Origin of the sequence: Cellulosimicrobium sp. I38E, assembly GCF_001647255.1 — a bacterium.
GTDB classification, from domain to species: domain Bacteria; phylum Actinomycetota; class Actinomycetes; order Actinomycetales; family Cellulomonadaceae; genus Cellulosimicrobium; species Cellulosimicrobium cellulans_E.
Map to the genome: position 1 here is coordinate 1 of NZ_LUAZ01000001.1, position 19969 is coordinate 19969.

Here is a 19969-nt window from a genome sequence, read left to right on the forward strand (position 1 = left end):
GCGGTACACGGTCGTGTCCACGGCATCTCCTGGGTACGTCGGGGGTCGTCGTCGGGTCCGTCGCACGCTCACGCCGACCAGGTCGGAGGCGTGCGCCGGGATCGTGGACGACGCTACGGAGCGGGCCCGCCCCGCCGCGTCCGGCGAGGGTCGGGTCCTGCACGGGAGGCGGGTCATCCCGTGGTCGTACCCGGCCCGCGCCGAGGGCTGACACGACGGCGCCCCACGGGTCCGGGGACCGGTGGGGCGCCGACGGGACGGGCGGGAGTCAGGCGCCCGGGCGGACCAGACCCGTCTCGTAGGCCGTGACGACGGCCTGGACGCGGTCGCGCGCGCCGAGCTTGGCGAGGATGCGGCCGACGTGCGTCTTGACCGTCGCCTCGGCGACGAACAGGTCGCTCGCGATCTCGGTGTTGGAGCGGCCGCGCGCCATGAGGACGAGGACCTCGCGCTCGCGCTCGGTGAGGCCCTGGACGGCGGCGTGCGCGGGGGAGTCCTCGACCTGCTCGGCGGGCAGCGCGGTCACCAGGTGCTCGAGCAGGCGCCGCGTGGACGACGGCGCGATGACGGCGTCGCCGCGGTGCACCGTGCGGATCGCCGCGAGCATCTCCTCGGGCGGCGCGTCCTTCAGCAGGAACCCGCTCGCGCCGGACCGGATGGCCTCGAGCACGTACTCGTCGAGGTCGAACGTGGTGAGGACGATGACCTTGGGCGCGTGCCCGCCGTCGGCCGCCGCCGCCGTGAGCCGGGCCGTGGTCTGGAGCCCGTCGAGGTGCGGCATGCGGACGTCCATGAGCACGACGTCGACCGGGTGGTCGGCGAGCAGACGCAGGGCCTGGAGCCCGTCCCCCGCCTCGACCGCGACCGTGAGGTCCGGCTGCGAGTCGATGACCATGCGGAAGCCCGCGCGCACGAGCTGCTGGTCGTCGACGAGCGCGATGCGCACGGGCTCGAGGGGCTCGAGCGGGTCTGCGGCGTACGCCCCGTCGGGGACGGGGAAGGCGTCGGTCATGATGTCCTGTCGGTCGGTCGGTCGAGGGCCGGGTTCGAGGAGTCGGCCCCGACCGGCGGTGGTGGAAGCGGGGGCGTCACGGCGGACGGGCGGCCCGGAGCCATCCTGCCCGACGGCGCGGGCGGCGGTGCGGGGACGGGCTGTCCCGGAGGCCGGGGGACGGCGCCCGGAGCGGGCGCGGCGCCCGGCAGGGCCGGCACGGGGATGCGCAGGTGCACGCGGAAGCCGCCCCCAGGACGCGGACCCACCTGAACGGACCCGCCGAAGAGCGCGGCGCGCTCGCGCATGCCCAGCACGCCGTAGCCGCCGGGCCGGGAGTCCTGGCGCGCCACGGCGGACGTCGACGCGCCCCGCCCGTCGTCCTCGACCTCCAGGTCCAGGGTGGCGGCGCCCCACCGCACGACGACGGTGACCTCCGGGTCGGGACCGGCGTGCTTGAGCACGTTGGTCAGCGCCTCCTGGCACACGCGGTAGACCGTGAGCCCGGCCCCGGGCGGCAGCGGGCGCGCCTGGCCGACGCGGACGAACGACACGCGCATGCCGCTGTCGCGCACCTGCGCGACGAGCGTCTCGAGGTCCGCGGTGTCCGGCTGGGGCGCGCGCTCGAGCGCCGCCGTCGCGGCGCTCGCGGGCGCCGGGTGCCCGGGTGCGGCGGGCCCGTAGGGCGAGCCGTCGGGCGGTGTCCCGGCCGCGCCGCGTCCCGACGGCAGCGCGAGCGTCCCGGCCGGCCCGACGGCGGCGCCCGGGGGCACGACGACGCGCGGCGGCTCCGACCGGAGGACCCCCAGGAGCCGGCGCATGTCCGCCAGCGCCGTGCGACCGGTCTCGGACACGGTCGCGAGCGCGCGCGTCGCGGCCTCGGGGTCGTGGGCGGCGGCGTACCGGCCGCCGTCGGCCTGGGCGATGACGACGGAGAGGGAGTGGGCGACGATGTCGTGCATCTCCCGCGCGATGCGGGCCCGCTCGGCGGCGGTCGCGATCTGCGCCTGCTGGTCGCGCTCGACCTCGAGCCGTTCCGCGCGGTCGACGAGCGCGGCGATCGTCTCGCGCCGGGAGCGGCGGACGAGGCCGAACGCCCACACCGCGAGGAAGGTCATGCCGCCGAACGCGGACGTGAAGAAGACCATCGTCGCGAGGTCGGTGAGGCGGCCCGACAGCAGCCCGAGCGCGATCCCGAGGACGACCGCCCCGACGAGGGAGGCCACGATGGCCGTCCGGTGCGCCCAGCGGGGACCGTAGACCGTCACGGAGTAGAGCGCGACGAGCACCGCGAAGTCGGCGGGGAAGATCACGAGATAGCCGGCGAGCAGGTGCACGAGCGCGACGGAGTACACCGTGATCGCCGACGCGAGCGGGCGGGAGCGGCGCCAGGGCAGCGGGGCGAGGAGCAGCAGCGCCCAGAACGCGGCCCACCCGCCGCTCGTGCCCGTACCGCCCGCGCCCATCGACGTGAACGCCGCGGACGCGGGCACGAACACGACGGCGAGGACGAGCGTGACGGTGAGGTCCACACCGAACCGGTGCTCGTCGGACCACTGCCCGAGGCGCTCGTACCATCCCATGCGTTCCAGCCTAGGCAGAGGGCGGCGACGGGGCGTCCGACCAGGGTCGCAGAGTTCACGAGACACGATGGGACCGAAGTCGTAGTGATGCCCTAGCATGAGCGAATGACCCACGTACTGCTAGCGGAGGACGACCCGGCGATTGCCGAACCTTTGGCGCGCGCACTGACACGTGAGGGTTACAACGTCGTCGTCCAAGGAACTGGTCAAGGGGCGATCGACTCCGCGAGCGGTGCGGACATCGTGGTGCTCGATCTGGGCCTTCCGGACATGGACGGCCTCGACGTCGCGCGCGAGATCCGTCACAAGGGCCTCACCACCCCGGTGCTCGTGCTTACCGCCCGGGCCGACGAGGTGGACCTCGTCGTGGGCCTGGACGCCGGTGCCGACGACTACGTCACGAAGCCGTTCCGGCTCGCCGAGCTGCTCGCCCGGGTACGGGCGCTCCTGCGCCGCTCGCACGGCGAGCAGGTGGACGAGGAGGAGCTCGCCGCGCAGGACGTGCGCATCGACGTCTCCGCGCACCGCGCGTTCCAGGGCGAGCGCGAGCTGCACCTGACCACCAAGGAGTTCGAGCTGCTGCGCGTGCTCGTCGCGAGCGCGGGCTCGGTCGTCGTGCGCGACGCCCTCATGCGCGACGTGTGGGGCTCCGAGCCGGTGGGTTCGACCAAGACGCTCGACATGCACGTGTCGTGGCTGCGCCGCAAGCTCGGCGACGACGCGAACGCGCCGCGCTACATCTCGACGGTCCGCGGTCTCGGTTTCCGTTTCGAGACCGGCGAGAGCTGAGCGACCCCGGCCAGGGGACCAGGACACGGGAGCGAGGAGCAGCGTGCGGCGTCGGATGCTGCAGGCCACGGTGGCGGCCGTGGCCGTCGCCGTCATCCTCCTGGGCTTCCCGCTCGCGTTCTACGGCGCGCGGTTCGTGCTCCAGGGCGAGGTCGACGACGTCACGTCGCGCGTCGAGCGCCTCGCCCGCTCGATCGACGCCCGGCTCGCCGCCGGCGACGACATCCCGGACTACGTCATCGAGGACGCGGTCCAGCCCCGCGCGAGCGACCCGCCGGCCCAGGTCTACGTCACGCTGCCCGACGGCACCGTCCTCACGGCCGGCCCGGAGGTCACCGGGCGCGGGATCGAGCAGCCCCTGCACTCCGAGTCGGGTGCGCTCGTCACGCTCACCGTCTCGTACTGGGACGCCTACCTCCAGGCCGCGCAGGTCGTGCTCCTCGTCGTGGCCGCGGCCATCGTCGCGTTCGCCGCGGGCATCGGCATGGCGGTGTGGCAGGCCAACCGCATCGCCGCGCCCCTCGTCTACCTCGCGGCCTCCGCCGAGCAGCTCGGCTCGGGACAGGTGCGCCCGCGGCTCGAGCCGTCGGGGGTCGAGGAGATCGACCTCGTCGCCGCCGAGCTCGCCCGCAGCTCCGACCGCCTCGCGGGGCGCCTCGCCGCGGAGCGTCAGTTCGCCGCTGACGCCTCCCACCAGCTCCGCACGCCGCTCACGGCGCTCAGCATGCGGCTCGAGGAGATCTCGATGGCCTCGGACGACCCTGCCGTGCAGGAGGAGGCCCGGATCTCGCTCGAGCAGGTCGAGCGCCTGGTCGGCGTCGTCGACGACCTCCTGGCGTCCTCGCGTCGCGCCCAGGGCGGCACGACGGAGGCCGTGAACCTGCTCGACGTCGTGCACCAGCAGGAGGAGGAGTGGGTCCCGACGTTCGCCAAGGCGGGACGCGAGCTCGTCGTCGACGTCCCCGCGGAGTACCAGGTGCTCGCGACGCCCGGGGCGCTCGCACAGGTCCTGGCGACGCTCATCGAGAACTCGCTCAAGCATGGCGGCGGGACGACGACGGTCCGCGCGCGCCCGTCCGGCACGAGCGGCGCGATCGTCACGGAGGTGTCGGACGAGGGCGCCGGCGTCCCCGACGACCTGGCGCCGCGCATCTTCGAGCGCGAGGTGACCTCCGGCGCCGGGACCGGGCTCGGGCTCGCGCTCGCGCGTGACCTCGCGGCGTCCGACGGCGGCCGGCTCGAGCTCGCGCAGCGCCGCCCGGCCGTGTTCGCGCTCTTCCTCGCGGGTGTGCCGCGACGTCTGGACCCGCGCGTCGTCCTGCCCACGGGGGTCGCGGTCTCCGCGCACGGTCGGCGTCGGCGCCGCCGCGGCTGACGCCCCGCCGCGCGTGCTGTGCCGGGCCCGTCAGCGTGCCGCGGCGTCCTGAGGCGCGGTGGGGGCGTCCTGCGCACGGTCGCCCGTGAACACGAGGCGCCGGTAGGCGACGTAGCGGAACGCGGTGCCGAGCGCGAGCCCGACGACGTTCGCCGAGATGTTCTTCGCGAGCGGCGACGTGAGGCCGAGCGCGTACGTGGAGATCGCGAGGCAGCCGACCGCGATGAGCATGCCACCGACGTTGACCACGACGAAGGCCGCGAGCTCGCGACCGCGCGCCTGGGTGCGGCGTGCGGAGAAGGTCCAGTACCGGTTGCCGACCCACGCGACGAGCGTCGCGACCGTGACGGACACGATCTTGGCGGTGAGCGGCTTGTGCCCGAGGAGCTCGCCCGGCCCGAAGCTGAGCAGGTTGAACAGGCCCAGGTCGACCACGTAGGCGACCGCGCCGACGGACCCGAACTTCGCGAGCTCCCGCACCCGGGCGAGGACGCGCTCGCGGCGCGGCAGGGCCGCCGCGTCCGCCTCCGCTCGGCGGTCCAGGTCGCTCGTCACCCCACGAGGCTACCGGGCGCTCCTGAGCGTCGCCCGGGTGCCGTCGTTCGCCACGGGGTGGACCGGCCGACCTCCCGGGCGTCCCGGTACGCGGTCCCGGCGTGGTCCCGTGGCGCCCAGGCACTAGGGTGGGTGCACGTGGCAGCCCCAGTGATCGCCGTGGTCGGCGGAGGACAGCTCGCACGCATGATGGCCCCCGCGGCCGGAGAGCTCGGCGTGCACCTGCGCGTGCTCGTGGAGGCCCCGGACTCGTCCGCGGCCCAGGTCGTGGTCGACGCCCCCGTGGGCGTCGCGTCCGACGAGACCGCGATCCGCTCCCTCATCGCCCCCGCGGGTGCGACCCCGGCGGACGTGCTGACCTTCGAGCACGAGCACGTCCCGAACGCGCTGCTCACGGACCTCCTCGAGCACGGTACGCCCGTGCGTCCCGGACCCGACGCGCTCGTGCACGCGCAGGACAAGATCGTCATGCGCCGGCGGCTCACCGAGCTCGGCGTGCCGTGCCCGCGCTGGGCCGCGCTCCCCACCGCGCCCGACGCCGCCCGCACGGCTCTCGCGGACTTCCTCGCCGAGGTCGGGGGCGAGGCCGTGGTGAAGACGGCGCGCGGCGGGTACGACGGCAAGGGAGTGCGCGTCGTGTCGGTCGCCGAGGGCGGCCCCGAGCAGGTCGCGGAGTGGATCGAGGCGGCCGCCGCGGGCGGCCCCGAGCTGCTCGTCGAGGAGAAGGTGCCCTTCACGCGCGAGCTGGCCGTCCTCGTGGCGCGCCGTCCTTCCGGGGGGATCGACGGTCGGGGTGAGGTCCGGACCTGGCCCGTGGTCGAGTCGATCCAGCGCGACGGCGTGTGCGCCGAGGTGATCGCGCCCGCGCCCGGGCTCACCGACGCCGAGGCGGAGCGCGCGCGCGACGCGGCGGTCCGGATCGCCGAGGGTCTCGGCGTCACGGGTGTGCTCGCCGTCGAGATGTTCGAGGTCGCGGGCGCGGACGGGCCGCGCGTGCTGGTCAACGAGCTCGCGATGCGCCCCCACAACTCCGGGCACTGGACCATCGACGGCGCGGTGACGAGCCAGTTCGAGCAGCACCTGCGCGCGGTGCTGGACCTGCCGCTCGGCGACACGACGGCCAAGGCGCCCTGGACCGTGATGGCGAACGTGCTGGGGTCGACGCTCGTCGAGCTCACCGACGCCCTGCCCGCCGTCCTCGCCACCTTCCCCGACGCGAAGGCGAACCTGTACGGCAAGGGCGTGCGCCCCGGGCGCAAGCTCGGGCACGTGAACGTGAGCGGCGACGACCTGGCCGAGGTCCGGCGTCGGGCCCTGGCCGCGGCCGCGATCCTGCGGGGCGAGCGTCCCGCGAGCACAGACGAGGCCACCGAGAACGAGGAGCGAGCATGAGCGAGAACCCTGTCGTCGGCATCGTCATGGGGTCGGACTCCGACTGGCCGGTCATGGAGGCCGCGGCCGACGCGCTCGCCGAGTTCGGTGTGCCCGTCGAGGTGGACGTCGTCTCCGCGCACCGCATGCCCGTCGAGATGATCGACTACGGCCGCACGGCCGCCGCGCGCGGTCTGCGCGTGATCGTCGCGGGCGCCGGGGGAGCCGCCCACCTGCCGGGCATGCTCGCCGCCGTGACGCCGCTGCCGGTGATCGGCGTCCCCGTGCCCCTGCGACACCTCGACGGCATGGACTCGCTCCTGTCGATCGTCCAGATGCCCGCAGGGGTCCCTGTCGCGACGGTCTCCGTCGGCGGGGCGCGCAACGCAGGCCTGCTCGCCGCGCGCATCCTCGCGGCCGGGACGGACGACGACGCCGCGCGCCTGCGGGACAAGATGGTCGCCTTCCAGGCGGACCTGGGCGACCAGGCGCGCGCCAAGGGTGCACGGCTGCGTGCGTCGCGGTCGGACGCCTAGAACTCCGCCCGTCCCGCGAGATCGGCCCGCACGTCCCGGATCGACCTTCTGACAGCCGACGGACGACCTGCGGGTCGACCTCGTCGCCGGGCTACTGCGGGAGCCCGCCGACCTGCCCCGCGGGCAGGTTGCCGTCCCGGATGTCGACCCAGAACTGGCCCACGGTCTCGGGGTCCAGCTGCACGGTCGACCCGACGTTGCCTCCCGGGCGGTAGTCGGGGTTCGAGATCGGCGGCGTGCCCGTGATGCCCTCCGGGCCGTTGGCCTTGCGGAACGCGAGGGCGAGCCTGCCCAGGTCGATGATGCCGGTGCTCTGGTCGACCGTGAGCGACCCGAGGCCGGAGTCCAGGAGCGAGACCTGGTCGCCGGGGCGGAACAGGATGCTCGGGTTCGCCGCCTTCGAGCTGATCGCGCCGATCACCTGGCGCTGGCGCTCGGCGCGGCCGATGTCGCCCTTCGGGTCGGAGTAGCGCATCCGCGAGAACGCGAGCGCGGTGTGGCCGTCGGCAACGTGGCACCCGGCCGTCCAGACGAGCTCGCTCTTCGGGTCGTCGACGTCGTAGTCGAGGCACAGCTCGACGCCGCCGACGGCGTCGACGATGCCCTCGACCCCGCCGAACCCGACCTCGACGTAGTGGTCGACCGTGAGGCCGGTGAGCTGCTCGACGGTCTGCACGAGCAGCGGCGGGCCGCCCCACGAGTATGCCGAGTTGAGCTTGCTCGCGCCGTTGCCGGGGATCTCCGCGTACGTGTCGCGCGGCAGGCTGATGAGGGCGACGGGGCCGCTGGGCGGGGCGTGCAGGACCATGATCGTGTCCGTGCGCGCGCCCTCGGTGCCGTCCTCGCTGATGCCCTCGCCCCGCGCGTCCGAGCCGGCGAGGAGGTAGGTGTTCCCGGGGGTGCCGGGTGCGCCGGAGAGCGCTTCGACGTGCTGGATCTTGCCGTTGGCCCAGATGAGCAGGCCCACCGGCCAGGCGAGGAGCGCGACGATCACGACGCACGCGACGAGCCCGACGACGCGGCCCTTGCGGACGCGGAAGCCGCCGCTGCCGGTCCGTGGCGCCGCCGTGCCCGACGGCGGTCGCCCGCTCCCACCCCCGGCCCGGCTGCCGCTCGGCCGGGGCGCGGCGCCCGGACGGCTCCGCGGCGTCGCCGGCACGGCCTGGGCACCCCCGTGGGGCGACGACGAGACGCGCGGGGGCGTCGCCGCCGCCTGGCGAGGCTGGCGGGACGGGGCGACCGACGGAGGGAGCGCCGACGCCGCGGCGTCCGCCCGCGGGCGGGTGGCGCGCGCCGGAGGTGCCGGCGGGGGAGTGCCCCTGCGTGCGGGGGTCACGGGGATCTCGCGGGACGACTGGCGCTTGATGCGCGGCTCGAGGCGCACGGCGTCGTCGGGCACGGCGGGGCGGGGGCGCGCCTGGGCGCGCCCGCTGTTGCCCACCGCGATCGCGTCGTCGACGGACGACGGCCGCGGTGCGCGGCCGCCCTGGGGGGTGAAGCTGGGCGGGAGCGACCGGGGGTCGCGCGACGGGTCGGTCATGGCGTCACCCGCACTGCGCGGTCTCGTCGGCGGCGGAGAACGCCTCCTTGCCGGCTTCCTTGGTCTGCACCGGGGCAGGCTCGGAGGACGCGTCGGTCGGCGCGTCCGCGCCGGACGGGGACGGCGGCTCGGCGGCCTCGACGGCGGCGCCGGACCCGCCTGCGGTCCCGTCGGCGGCGGGTGCGGGCGCGACGATCGGCTCGTCGGCGCGCACCTTCGCCCACAGCTCGTCGGCCTCTGACGTCCAGACGACCTTCGCGTCGGGGTCCTGCGGGTCCGGCGCGTTCGGAACGGTCATGAAGGTGATGTTGCCACTGGTCGCGCCCTTGAGGCTGAAGGCGAGCCCGGCGAGGCTCGGGATCGACGAGAGGTTGTCGCTCATGGTGAGCGACTTGGTGCCCGCGTCGACGAACCCGTAGATCTGCCCGAGGTCCGAGAGCACGTTCTTCGAGAGCACCTGGTTCACCGTCGCGGCGAGTAGCTGCTGCTGACGGCCGATGCGACTGAGGTCCGACCCGTCGCCGACGCCGTAGCGGGCCCGCGCGAACCCGAGCGCCTGGGCGCCGTCGAGCGTCTGCATCCCCGCGTCGAGCCTGAGGTCCGCCTTGGGCGAGTCGATCGCCTCGGGGATGCAGATGGGGACGCCCCCGATCGCCGTGACCATGTTCTGGAAGCCGGCGAAGTCGACGACGACGAAGCCGTCGACGAACACGTCGGTGAGGCTCTCGACGGTCGTGATCGTGCACGCAGCCGCTGAGTCGACGTCGCCGCCGACCGTCGCGCCGTTCGCGAACGCGGCGTTGAACCGGGTGTTCGCGGGTGCGGTCGTCCTGCCGCTCGTCGTGTTGCACGCCGGCACGTCGACGCGCGAGTCGCGCGGGATCGAGACCATCTCGACGCGTGAGCGGTCCGCGGAGACGTGCACCAGGATCGTCGTGTCCGAGCGCATGCCCTCGACGCCCTCGACCTCGTGGCCGTTCTCGCCGCCCCGCTCGTCCGAGCCCATCACGAGGATGTTGAGCGGCTTGCCGGCGTTCGGGTCGGTCGGGTCGGGCTGCTCGGGGCGGTCGGTGAGCAGGCCGTCGATGTTCGAGCTGGTGATGTTGCCCTGGATGTTCGACAGCGCCGACGCCCCGCCCACCGCGCCGAACGCGAGCACCGCGGTCGCCACGAGGCCGACCGTCCGAGCGGCGCCGTGCGTACGGAGCGCCCGCGCGTGCGACGGGCCGCGCGACTGCCGGTCGGCAGCCGCGGCACGAGCCTGGGCACGGGAACGAGAGGTCACGGGCATCGAGCATAAGCGGCGCGTGCGGGGCCACGGCGCGGGGGGCGGGCTGGGCGCGTGGAGGAGTTGTGTGAGCAGCCGTCCGGGTGTGGTGACGGGCGTGCGCACGGCCTCTCCTGCGTCGACTATCCTTCGCTTCGTCGGGGGGCGAGGAAGCCCTTCGTTCGTCCCGCCCCATGCTGGAGATGCCGGTGCGCAGTGCTCGTCAGGTCGTGACCACCCTCCGGTCGCTCGCGCACCGCCTCGTCCACGTCGACGAGGTGACGGAGAGGGTCGGCGAGGTGACGCAGAGGATGGAGTCGGCGCTGACCTCCTTGAGCCGGACGACCGACGCGCTGAGGGTCGAGCACGCGGCGCTCCAGCGACGCCTGGACGCCATGGAGCGAGCGACCGCAGAACGCGACCGGCAGGGCGCGCGTGCGGTCTCGGCGCTGAACGACACGGTCAACCTCGTGTCCCGCCGTGGCGCCTTCGTGCGTCCGGTGACGCGCGTCGTCCTCCTCGTCCATCACGTCGAGGCCTGGGACAGTCTCGACGACCTGGTCCGGCTGATGGAGATCTCGGAGGACTTCGACCCGGTGGTGGTCACGATCCCCCGGCACTTCGGCGGCCAGGGGGAGCTGCGGGACGAGGAGCTGGTGCACGAGGGTCTCGCCGCTCGCGGGATCTCGCACCTGCGCGCGACGGCGGACCGCGTCGACGACGTGCTCCGCCTCGTCAAGACCCTCGAGCCGGACGTCGTCGTGCGCCAGTCGCAGTGGGACCAGGACGTCGACCCGCTGTTGTCGACGGCACTGCTCGACTTCGCGCGGCTGTGCGTCGTCCCGTACGAGACCATGAACCTGGTCGTCAACGTCCCTGGCCCCGGCACACCGGGCGTCAACACCGCCGTGGACGCGGGCCTGCACCGGGCGGCGTGGCTCGTGTTCTGCACGAACGCCCAGACCTTGGCCGCTGCCGAGCGGGACGGGGTCCGCGGCGCCGGACACTTCCGGGTGACCGGCCACCCCAAGCTGGACGTGCTGCGGGCCGCCGAGCCCTCCTGGCCGGTCGTCGGGGGAGAGTCGCGGCGCCCCCGCGTCGTGTGGTCGTCGCACCACTCGATCGGCGCGGGCTGGACGAGGTTCGGGCTCTTCCCCGAGCTCGCCGAGGACATGCTGGAGTGGGCGCGCCAGGGCGAGGTGGAGATCGTCTGGATGCCCCACCCCGCACTCGTGCCGTACATGGCGCGCGAGGTGTCCCCCTACACGACGTCGCAGTACGAGGACTGGCTCATGCGCTGGTCCGCGCTCGGGAACACCTCGGTCGTGCAGGGCGGCGGCTACGCGCCCGTGCTCGCCGCCGCTGACGTCATGGTGACCGACGGGCTCAGCATGCTCGCGGAGTTCCAGGTCCGGCGCAAGCCGGTCGTGTTCGTCGAGCGTGACGACCACCGTCCCTTCACGGACCTCGGTGAACGGATCGTGGCCGGTACGCACGTCGTGGGCGACACGGCCGGTGCCCGCGCCGTCGTGGAGCACGTCCTGCGAGACGGGGACGAGCTCGCGCCGGTCCAGGAACGCAACGTCGAAGAGCTGTTCGGGCCGCCCGGCGCGGCTGGCCGGATCCTCGACGTGCTGCGGGCCGAGATCGCCGCCGTGCGCCTCGCAGCGGGCCTTCCCGAGGCGGCCCGCGCACCCCGGCTCGGGTAGCCTGCTCGCCGTGCCAGCAGATCCGAGAACCGCGTCCGAGTTCCCCCGTGTCGTCGCGGTCGTCGTCGCGTACAACCGCCGTGACCTGCTGGTCGAGGCGCTCGACGCCCTGGCGGCGCAGACGCGGCCCGTCGACCAGGTGGTCGTCGTCGACAACCGGTCGGACGACGACTCCGCGGTCGTCGCCGCTGAGCACCCGGTCGGTGCCGACGTCGTCGAGCTGAGCCGGAACACGGGGGGTGCCGGTGGCTTCGCGGTGGGTCTCGCGCACGCCGTCGACGTCCTCGACGCGGATCTCGTCTGGCTCATGGACGACGACACGATCCCCACCCCGGACGCGCTGCGGGCGCTCCTCGAGGCGCGGGACGAGTACCCCGGCCCGGTCGCGCTCCTCGGCAGCCGCGTCGTGTGGCACGACGGACGCGACCACCCGATGAACACGCCCCGGGTCCGTCCCGGGGCCTCCGGGGCCGAGATCGCCGCCGCGCGGGCGGCGCGCGCCGTGCCGGTGCGGTCGTCGTCGTTCGTCTCGATGCTCGTCGACGCACGCGCCGTGCGGCACCACGGGCTGCCGGTCGCGGACTACTTCATCTGGAACGACGACTTCGAGTACTCGGCGCGGCTGCTGCGGCGCGGGACGGGGCTGTCCGTCCCGGCGTCCGTCGTCGAGCACCGCACCAAGGCGTTCGGCTCGACCGACGCCGACCCCGGCGAACGCTTCTACTACGAGGTGCGCAACAAGATCTGGATGATCACCCGGTCGTCGTCGCTCGACCCCGTCGAGCGGCTCCTGTACAGCGGGGCGAGCGTGCGCCGCTGGGCCCGCACGTTCCTGCGGAGCGAGCGCCGTGACGTGCTGCTCCGCGCGGGAGCGCGCGGTCTGCGGGACGGAGTCCTGCGTGCCCCCCGCCCGTCGGCGCAGGTCCTCGACGGGTCCGGCCCCGAGGCTCGTTCCGTCGCGGCGGTCGACGCGGGAGCGGCGGGAGCACGGTGACGTCCTTCTCCGTCCTCCTGCCGGTCTACCACCGCGACGACGTGGCGTTCCTGCGCCGGTCCTTCGCGTCGGTCACGACGGAGCAGGAGCTGGCCCCGACGGAGGTCGTCGTCGTCGAGGACGGCCCGCTCGGCGAGGCGCTGGACCGCGCGCTCGACACGCTGGAGAGCGAGTCCCCGGTCCCCGTGCGCCGTGTCCGGCTGCCGCGGAACCGTGGGCTCGCCGTCGCGCTCGAGGAGGGCCTGGCGCAGTGCGCCCACGAGATCGTCGCGCGCCAGGACGCGGACGACGTCAGCCGCCCCGAGCGGTTCGCGGTCCAGGTACCCCTGGTCGAGGGCGGCCTCGACATCGTCGGGTCGGCCATCGAGGAGTTCGAGGCCGACGAGCCGGCATCGGGCGCCGGCGCCGGCCTCGTCCGCGTTCCGCCGCTGAGCGCCGAGGAGATCGACCGTGCTGCGCGGTTCCGCTCACCGTTCAACCATCCGTCGGTGGTGTACCGCCGCTCGGCCGTCGCGGCCGTCGGCGGGTACGAGGACCTGCCGCTGATGGAGGACTACTGGTTGTTCGCGCGGATGCTGGCGAACGGGGCCCGGGCTCGTAACGTCCCCGAGCCCTTGGTCCTGTATCGCGTGGGCGCCGGCGCGTACGCGCGGCGAGGCGGGTCGCAGCTCCTGCGGTCCGAGCTGGAGCTCCAGCGTCGTCTGCACGGCATCGGGTTCACCACGACGCTCCAGGAGATCCGCAACTCCGTGCTGCGCGGCGGCTACCGCCTCGTGCCGGAGGTGCTGCGCCGCGGCGCGTACCGCGCCGACGCCCGCCGTCGTTGACGGGCGTCGAGCGGGTCAGGCCTGCTCGGCCCGCGCTTCCGTGCCGGTCGTCTCCTCCAGCCGGTCGACCGACTCGTCGACCGCCGAGAGGCGTGCCTCGGCGAGGCTGAGCTCGCGCGTCAGGAGCGTGATCTTGCGGCTGAGCTGGTTGGACCGCCGGTGGCTCGTCGCGATGTAGCTGACGAACGCGATGACGAGCGCGTAGAGCAGGAGGTCGGTGCCACGGCCCACGCCGACCGCGTTGGCCAGCACCGAGAGGGCGTCGGGGAAGATGATCGCGAGCACTGCGGCGACGACGAACCCGGCGAGCAGGAGCCGCCGGATCGCCTGGTGCCGGGCGTTCGCCGTCGAGCGGGTGAGCATGACGGTCACGATGACGACCGCCAGGATGAGGATGACCTGGATCAGCATTGTTTCGGTTCCCCGCTCACTTGAAGATGAGGTCGACGAGGATGTTGACCGAGTTCCACACGGACTGGCCCTTCCCTCGCGAGTAGTCCGTGTACAGGACGTGCACCGGGGCCTCGCGCCACGGCAGGCCGCTCTTGGCGAGCTGGTCGACGATCTCGCTCGCGTGCGCCATGCGGTCCTGCGTCATGTTCACGGCGAGCGCCGCGTCGCGACGCAGGACACGGAGCCCGTTGTGCGCGTCGGAGAGCTTGAGGCCGGTCGTGGCGTTCGTGAACCACACGGCCGCGCGCAGGACCACCCGCTTGATCAACCCCGGCTTGGTCCGCTCGTCGAGGAAGCGCGACCCGAAGATGATCGCGACGTCCTCCGAGCGCGCGAGCTCGACCATGGCGACGGCGTCCGAGACCTGGTGCTGCCCGTCCGCGTCGAAGGTCACGAGGTACGTCGCGCCGGGCTGCTCGCGCGCGTACTCGATGCCGGTCTGCAGCGCCGCGCCCTGGCCGAGGTTCACGGCGTGGCGCAGCACGATCGCTCCCGCCGCGCGCGCCTGCTCGATCGAGTCGTCGGAGCTGCCGTCGTCGACGCACACGATGTGCGGGAACGTCGGCAGGGCGTCGCGCACGACGTCGCCGATGACCGAGCCTTCGTTGAAGAGGGGGATGACGAGCCAGGCGTCGTCGACAGGAGCCGGAGCCACGGCGTCCGGGGCGTGGGCAACCGCGTGCCCACGCGTCTGTGGCGGATGCATGACCCCCATTGTGACAGTTCCCGGACCGCGGCACGCACGCCCGCGCGCGGGCGCAACTCGCGCGGATCGGGCGAAGCCGTGCACATACTGGCGACCGTGGGCGAGCACAGGGGCGTCGCCCGGTCGGAGGTGACGCGGGGTGTTCCGGGTGCGCAGGGCGACGTCGGTCGTCGCAGGGGTCTCGGCATGGGTGACGATGGCGGTGGGCTCGGTCGGCCTGCCCGTCCTCGACGGGGAGGCGGCGGCGTCGCCCGGGGGCGGAGCGCCGTCGGTGCCGCTCACGACGGTACCTTCCGCGTTCGTCGCCGCTCAGGACACCGAGGGCGAGCCCGTCCTCGAGGAGGTCCCGCTCGAGCCCGACCCCGCGCTCGGCAGCCCGGACGCGTCCACGGCGCCGGACGCGGTCCCGTTCGACGGTGGGGCTGCCGACGACGGCACCGGCTCGTCCGACGTCGTCCTCGCCGCCGAGACGACGGCAGCCGGGGTGGTCGTCGTCGGCGTGACGTGGGAGCAGGGCTCCGCGCCGGCGGACCTCGCGGTCGAGATCCGCACGCGGTCCGCCGGCGGGTGGGGCGTGTGGACCGCGCTCGAGGCCGACGACGCGGAAGAGGGCGAGGGCGACGGGAGCCCGCTCGCCGGCGTCCGGGACGGTACGGAGCCGTACCTCGCCGGCGAGGTCGACGCGGTCGAGGTCGCGCTGCGCCATGCGGCCGGGGACGGCCCGGTCGACGCGCGCCTCTCGGTGGTGGGCACCGCGTCGCCCGACGCGGCGGCGGGCACCGACGCCGACGCAGACCCGGGGACGACGGACCCGGGCACGTCGGACGCCGAGTCCTCGACCGATGCGAGCCTCGGCGCGGAGACGCTCGGAGAGGTGAGCCAGGTCTCCCTCGACGTGCTCGGCGCCGACGCCTCGGCGGTCGGGACCTCGACGGAGGCCGCGCTCGCGGGGGCAGGGGTGGCCGGGGCGGCTGTCGCCGCGGCCTCGTCGCCGCGACCGACGATCTACAGCCGCGCGCAGTGGGGCGCGGACGAGTCGATCTCGACGTGGACCCCGCAGATCGGCAAGGTGGTCGCCGCCACGGTGCACCACACGGCGGGCACGAACAGCTACACCTCGGCCCAGGTCCCGGCGTTGCTCCGGGGCATCTACACGTACCACGCGCAGTCGCGCGGCTGGGGCGACATCGGCTACAACGTGCTCGTCGACAAGTTCGGACGGCTCTGGGAGGGCCGCAAGGGTGGGCTCGACCGCGCGGTGATCGGCGCGCACGCGTCGGGCGTGAACTCCGCGGCGTTCGGCGTGTCGTTCCTGGGCAACTACGACACGACGGCGGTCCCCACCGTCGCGATCGACGCCGCGGCCCGGGTCATCGCGTGGAAGTTCGCGCTCCACGGCGTGACCGCCGGTGCCTCCACGGTCATCAACGGGCAGCGTCTGCAGACGGTGTTCGGCCATCGCGAGGTCGGGCAGACGTCCTGCCCGGGGCGGTATCTGTTCGCACGCATGCCCGAGCTGCGGTCCAAGGTCAAGGGGCTCGAGGGCGACACCGCCTCTCGGGCCTACGCGCCGCGCGACCTGTCGGGCGACGGATTCGCGGACCTCGCCCTCCGCGGCTCGTCGTCGGCCGACCTCGCGTCCGCGTCCGGCGCGGGCTGGCGGCCCCCGACGTCCGTCGGCATGGGTTGGACGGGATCCCGGACGATCGGCGCGGGCGACTGGACGGGCGACGGGCTGCCCGATCTCATGCTGATCGACGCGAGCGGTCGGCTCTGGCTCTATCCGGGCCGCTCCGACGGGGGATGGGCGGCCCGGCGAGCGATCGGGAACGGCTGGCACGTCATGACCCTCGTGACCGGCGGGCACGACTGGGACGGCGACGGTCGGCCCGACCTGCTCGCGCGGCACAGGGACGGCAGCCTCTACCTCTACCCGTCCAACGGCAGGGGCGGCTTCGAGCCGCGTCGCCGCATCGGCTCGGGTTGGCAGTCCATGGCCGCCGTCGCCATGACGGGCACCCTCGCCGACGGCCGGCCCGCGCTGGTCGCTCGCAGCGGGGTCACGCTCTACCTCTACCGCGGTGACGGGAGAGGCGGTTTCAGCGGCTCGCGCACCGTGGTCGGCACCGGCTGGCAGACCATGACCGCCATCGTCGGCGTGGGCGACATGAACGACGACGGCCGGAGCGGCGACATCGTCGCGCGCGACACCGCGGGGCGCCTCTTCCTCTACCCGGGGACCGGCACGGGCGGGGTGCGGGGCCGGTCGCAGATCGGTGCCGGCTGGCAGTCCTTCTCGGGGATCGTCTCGGCGAGCCGGTCGGGCCGCGGCCAGGACCTGTTCGCCGTGCGCTCGGGGAACGGCGAGCTCCTCCGCTACTCCTACCAGGGCCAGGGCGACTTCCAGCGCGTCGTCGCGACGGGCGTCGCCGGTGGCTCCGGCGTCGCGGAGCTCGTCCCGACGGGCGACTTCGACGGCGACGGGCGCCGTGACCTCGTCGTGCGCCGCACCAACGGCGACCTCTACCTGCACCGCGGGACCGGCGGCGGGCGATACGCCGCGTCAGGCACCCGCATCGGCACGGGGTGGCAGGTCATGCGCCAGGTCGTCGACGGCGGGAACTTCCTCGGTGACGGTAACCCCAGCCTGATCACGCTCGACACGAGCGGCCGGATCTGGCTGTACCCCACGACGGGAACGGCGCGTTTCGGCGCGCGGGTCCTCCTCGCGTCCGGCGTGTCGAACGTGGACATGATCGTCACCGCGGGGATGTGGTCGGGGGGACGGGTCCCGGACCTCCTCACGCGCGACTCCCGGTCGGGGGACCTCCAGCTGCGGCGCGGCAACGGTGCGGCGCTCCTCGGCAACCCCACGACGGTCGGCACGGGGTGGGGCGGGCTGACGCGCGTCGTCGGCGTCGGCGACGTCGACGGGGACGGCAAGCACGACCTCGTCGCTAGCCGGCCGGACGGGACGCTCGTGCTCTACGCCGGGAACGGCTCGGGAGGCTTCTACCCGTGGCGCACGTACGGGTCGGCCAGGGCCCCGATCTCGTGAGCGCCCGGCAGGGGACGCCCTCCGGCGTCCCCTGCCCGGCCGCTCACAGCAGGCGGTCGTACACGGTCCAGCCCTGCCCGATCGTGCGTCGCGCCGAGAACGCGCTCCCGTTCCACGGGTAGAGGTAGAGGGCGCCCGAGCCGTCGGAGGCCAGGACGTCCGGACGACCGTCGCCCGACCAGTCGCCGTGCACGGTCAGCATCCGCATCGACTGCCAGCCGTTGCCGATGACCACCGCGCCCCGGACGGTGCCGTCGCCGCGCCCTCGGTAGAGCAGGAGGCGACCCGCGGAGTCTCGCGCGACGACGTCGGCCGTGCCGTCCCCGTCCATGTCGCCGGCGCCCAGGACCGCGGTCATGACGTGCCAGCCGGTGCCGATGGCGCGGCGGGCCGTGACTCTGCCGGCCCCGTCGCCGGGATACAGCCAGAGCGTGCCCGCGCGGTCGACCGCCAGAAGGTCGGCGCGTCCGTCACCCGTCATGTCCCCGGGTGTCGCGAGGAAGGACATGACCTGCCAGCCGGTGCCCACCTGGTGCCGCGCGCCCAGCCCGCCCGCGCGGTTCGAGGGGTAGAACCAGAGCACGCCCCCGTCGTCGATCGCGAGGACGTCGCCGTTCCCGTCTCCGTCCAGGTCGGCGCCGTCCGTGACGAGCCGCATCACCTGCCACCCGGTGCCGATCCGTCGCGCCGTGGTCGCGAAGCCGCCGGAGCGATCTCCCTCGTAGCTCATGAGCGCGCCACCGGGAGTGCGTGCGGTGAGATCGGGGCGGCCGTCGGCCGTGGTGTCCGGCTCGAGCCGCGAGGTCCCGGTGACCTTCCACCACGCGCTCCGCAGGCCGAAGGCCGTCCGGAAGGCTGCGCCCGTGACGGTCGTGGACCCCGTCGAGCCCGCGAGCACCACGCTCTCGACGCGTCCTCCCCACTCACCCGGACCGGTCCTGCTCACCACGGTGAGGGACCGCGGCGTCCCGATCACCGGGTACGCGGCGCGGAGCTGCGCCGCCGTGATCCGCACGCTCCACGCGTGCACGGGGTTGCCCTGAGCGTCCCACGGGTCCCGCTTGGCCACGAGGTACGGAGCGCTCCCTGCTGCCGTCCACCCGCCGTTCGAGGCGCTGAACTGGGTGAAGGCGGGCGTGCCCCCGTAGTAGAGCGTGACGCCCGACGTCGCGGACACCGCAGCGTCGGTGGCGGCCGCCTCGTGGGGGGTGACGGTACCCGCCGCGCTGAGTGTGCGCACGCCCTTGTAGACCTGGCACGCGGTGTCGTCGCACGTGTGCCAGGCGCCGGCGGGTCGGGACGCCCGGTTCTGCGAGGCGTAGGTCCGGGCCGCGACGGCCTGGGCGCGGAGCGCGTTCGCGGGCCAGCTCGACGGCATCTCCGCGGGCACGACCGACCGCAGGTAGTCCTCCATGCGCACGGCGTTGACGGAGGCCAGCCCGGGAGCGGCGCCGTCAGCGACGGCGCGGACGGACCCGCGGTACTCCCGGCGGGAGCCGTCGGGCAGGACCACCTGGACGGTCGTCGCAGGAGACGTCGAGAGCGCGATGAAGCCAGGCGAGGCGCTCTGCGACCACAGTCGCCACGTGGAGCCGACGAGCCCGAACAGCACGAACCCCGTGTCGTTGGCGTTGCGCAGCACGCGCCACTGGCTGACGGTCGCGCCGGAGAACCCGATGGGCGTCGCGACGCCCCGTGCGTCGGACATGACCATGCCGGGCGCGGCGACGACGCGGAGGTCGTCGTCCGAGTCGGACTTGAGCAGGACCCGCAGCTCGGTGCTCGCCTGGGTCGTGGCCGTGGTGCCGGGGTAGTAGAAGTCGAGGATCTGCCGGTACGTGGAGCCTGCGGCGGCCGCGGCGCGTGCCCCGTACTGCGACATCCCGATGCCGTGGCCGAACCCCCGGCCCGCGATCGTCACGGTGCTCGTCGCCGTGAGCGTCACACGCTCGGTCGTGGTCACCGACGCCTGTGCAGGTGGGCCGACCGCAGCCACCGGCGCGAGCAGCGCCGCGAGCAGGACGGCGACGAGACGGGATCCACGCCGCCGGAGTCTGGACATGTCCATGTGCACCGACCTCCTCTTCCTCCAGCCAGGCTAGGCACGGCGTCCGGGGGCCGCACCCCGCACGCAGGACGGTCGGTATGCTGGGCGCGCGTCGCCCGGGAGCTGCTCGGCGACGCGCCCCGTCCGTCGGCGCGCACGTCGACGCGT

General features: G+C 74.1%; 16 protein-coding genes. 8 read left to right on the forward strand and 8 right to left on the reverse strand.

All coding sequences use genetic code 11. The features are described 5' to 3' along the window. Positions 1–268: 268 nt before the first annotated feature. Both A0J59_RS00010 and A0J59_RS00015 read right to left on the reverse strand, forming a co-directional pair. Entirely contained in the window at positions 269–1012 is a 744-nt protein-coding gene (locus A0J59_RS00010; protein ID WP_082918607.1) for a response regulator transcription factor, read from the reverse strand. After that, positions 1009–2574: a sensor histidine kinase gene (locus tag A0J59_RS00015; RefSeq protein WP_064314837.1), complete on the reverse strand. Its 1566-nt coding sequence runs from the start codon at positions 2572–2574 to the stop codon at positions 1009–1011. Before A0J59_RS00015 ends, A0J59_RS00010 begins: the two co-directional genes overlap by 4 nt. Positions 2575–2679: 105 nt before the next feature. Here A0J59_RS00015 and A0J59_RS00020 point away from each other — a divergent pair, with 105 nt between their 5' ends. Together A0J59_RS00020 and A0J59_RS00025 are read left to right on the forward strand one after the other, a co-directional pair. Beyond that, on the forward strand, positions 2680–3363 hold the full coding sequence (locus tag A0J59_RS00020) for a response regulator transcription factor (protein WP_031316534.1): 684 nt from the start codon (positions 2680–2682) through the stop codon (positions 3361–3363). A gap of 43 nt (positions 3364–3406) precedes the next feature. Continuing rightward, positions 3407–4738, forward strand: a complete 1332-nt coding sequence (locus A0J59_RS00025) for an ATP-binding protein (RefSeq protein WP_047232099.1) — start codon at positions 3407–3409, stop codon at positions 4736–4738. 30 nt (positions 4739–4768) lie between these two features. On the opposite strand, the gene A0J59_RS00030 is transcribed toward A0J59_RS00025, so the two are convergent. Next, on the reverse strand, positions 4769–5293 hold the full coding sequence (locus A0J59_RS00030) for a GtrA family protein (protein ID WP_231581746.1): 525 nt from the start codon (positions 5291–5293) through the stop codon (positions 4769–4771). A 138-nt stretch (positions 5294–5431) separates the two neighbouring features. Here A0J59_RS00030 and A0J59_RS00035 point away from each other — a divergent pair, with 138 nt between their 5' ends. Both A0J59_RS00035 and purE read left to right on the forward strand, forming a co-directional pair. Next, positions 5432–6685 carry a 5-(carboxyamino)imidazole ribonucleotide synthase gene (locus tag A0J59_RS00035; RefSeq protein ID WP_064314838.1) on the forward strand — a complete coding sequence of 418 codons (1254 nt, stop codon included), beginning with the start codon at positions 5432–5434 and terminating at the stop codon, positions 6683–6685. Further along, positions 6682–7200 carry a 5-(carboxyamino)imidazole ribonucleotide mutase gene (gene purE / locus A0J59_RS00040; RefSeq protein ID WP_064314839.1) on the forward strand — a complete coding sequence of 173 codons (519 nt, stop codon included), beginning with the start codon at positions 6682–6684 and terminating at the stop codon, positions 7198–7200. Before A0J59_RS00035 ends, purE begins: the two co-directional genes overlap by 4 nt. Before the next feature lie 91 nt (positions 7201–7291). Here the strand turns inward: purE and A0J59_RS21045 are convergent, their stop codons facing one another. Both A0J59_RS21045 and A0J59_RS00050 read right to left on the reverse strand, forming a co-directional pair. Beyond that, positions 7292–8740: an LCP family protein gene (locus A0J59_RS21045; RefSeq protein WP_082141067.1), complete on the reverse strand. Its 1449-nt coding sequence runs from the start codon at positions 8738–8740 to the stop codon at positions 7292–7294. Positions 8741–8744: 4 nt separating this feature from the next. Next, positions 8745–10031 (reverse strand): LCP family protein, encoded by a 1287-nt coding sequence (locus tag A0J59_RS00050; RefSeq protein WP_082918608.1) that lies wholly within the window; start codon positions 10029–10031, stop codon positions 8745–8747. A 206-nt stretch (positions 10032–10237) separates the two neighbouring features. Here A0J59_RS00050 and A0J59_RS00055 point away from each other — a divergent pair, with 206 nt between their 5' ends. Genes A0J59_RS00055 through A0J59_RS00065 form a run of 3 tightly spaced genes read left to right on the forward strand, consistent with a single transcriptional unit; the run spans position 10238 to position 13537 of the window. Continuing rightward, positions 10238–11716 (forward strand): hypothetical protein, encoded by a 1479-nt coding sequence (locus A0J59_RS00055; protein WP_064314840.1) that lies wholly within the window; start codon positions 10238–10240, stop codon positions 11714–11716. 10 nt (positions 11717–11726) lie between these two features. Beyond that, positions 11727–12710, forward strand: a complete 984-nt coding sequence (locus A0J59_RS00060; RefSeq protein WP_064314841.1) for a glycosyltransferase family 2 protein — start codon at positions 11727–11729, stop codon at positions 12708–12710. Further along, on the forward strand, positions 12707–13537 hold the full coding sequence (locus A0J59_RS00065; protein ID WP_047232103.1) for a glycosyltransferase: 831 nt from the start codon (positions 12707–12709) through the stop codon (positions 13535–13537). Before A0J59_RS00060 ends, A0J59_RS00065 begins: the two co-directional genes overlap by 4 nt. Before the next feature lie 15 nt (positions 13538–13552). Here the strand turns inward: A0J59_RS00065 and A0J59_RS00070 are convergent, their stop codons facing one another. Then, a complete protein-coding gene (locus A0J59_RS00070) occupies positions 13553–13948 on the reverse strand; it encodes a DUF2304 domain-containing protein (RefSeq protein WP_053370060.1) in 396 nt (131 codons plus the stop codon). 16 nt (positions 13949–13964) lie between these two features. Next, entirely contained in the window at positions 13965–14696 is a 732-nt protein-coding gene (locus A0J59_RS00075) for a glycosyltransferase family 2 protein (RefSeq protein WP_064314917.1), read from the reverse strand. A 148-nt stretch (positions 14697–14844) separates the two neighbouring features. Here A0J59_RS00075 and A0J59_RS00080 point away from each other — a divergent pair, with 148 nt between their 5' ends. Then, complete coding sequence (locus tag A0J59_RS00080) at positions 14845–17754, forward strand: FG-GAP-like repeat-containing protein (protein WP_220084414.1); 2910 nt, start codon at positions 14845–14847, stop codon at positions 17752–17754. 43 nt (positions 17755–17797) lie between these two features. Here A0J59_RS00080 and A0J59_RS00085 read toward each other — a convergent pair whose 3' ends face one another. Beyond that, on the reverse strand, positions 17798–19822 hold the full coding sequence (locus A0J59_RS00085; RefSeq protein WP_064314843.1) for a SpoIID/LytB domain-containing protein: 2025 nt from the start codon (positions 19820–19822) through the stop codon (positions 17798–17800). Between the last annotated feature and the right edge of the window lie 147 nt (positions 19823–19969).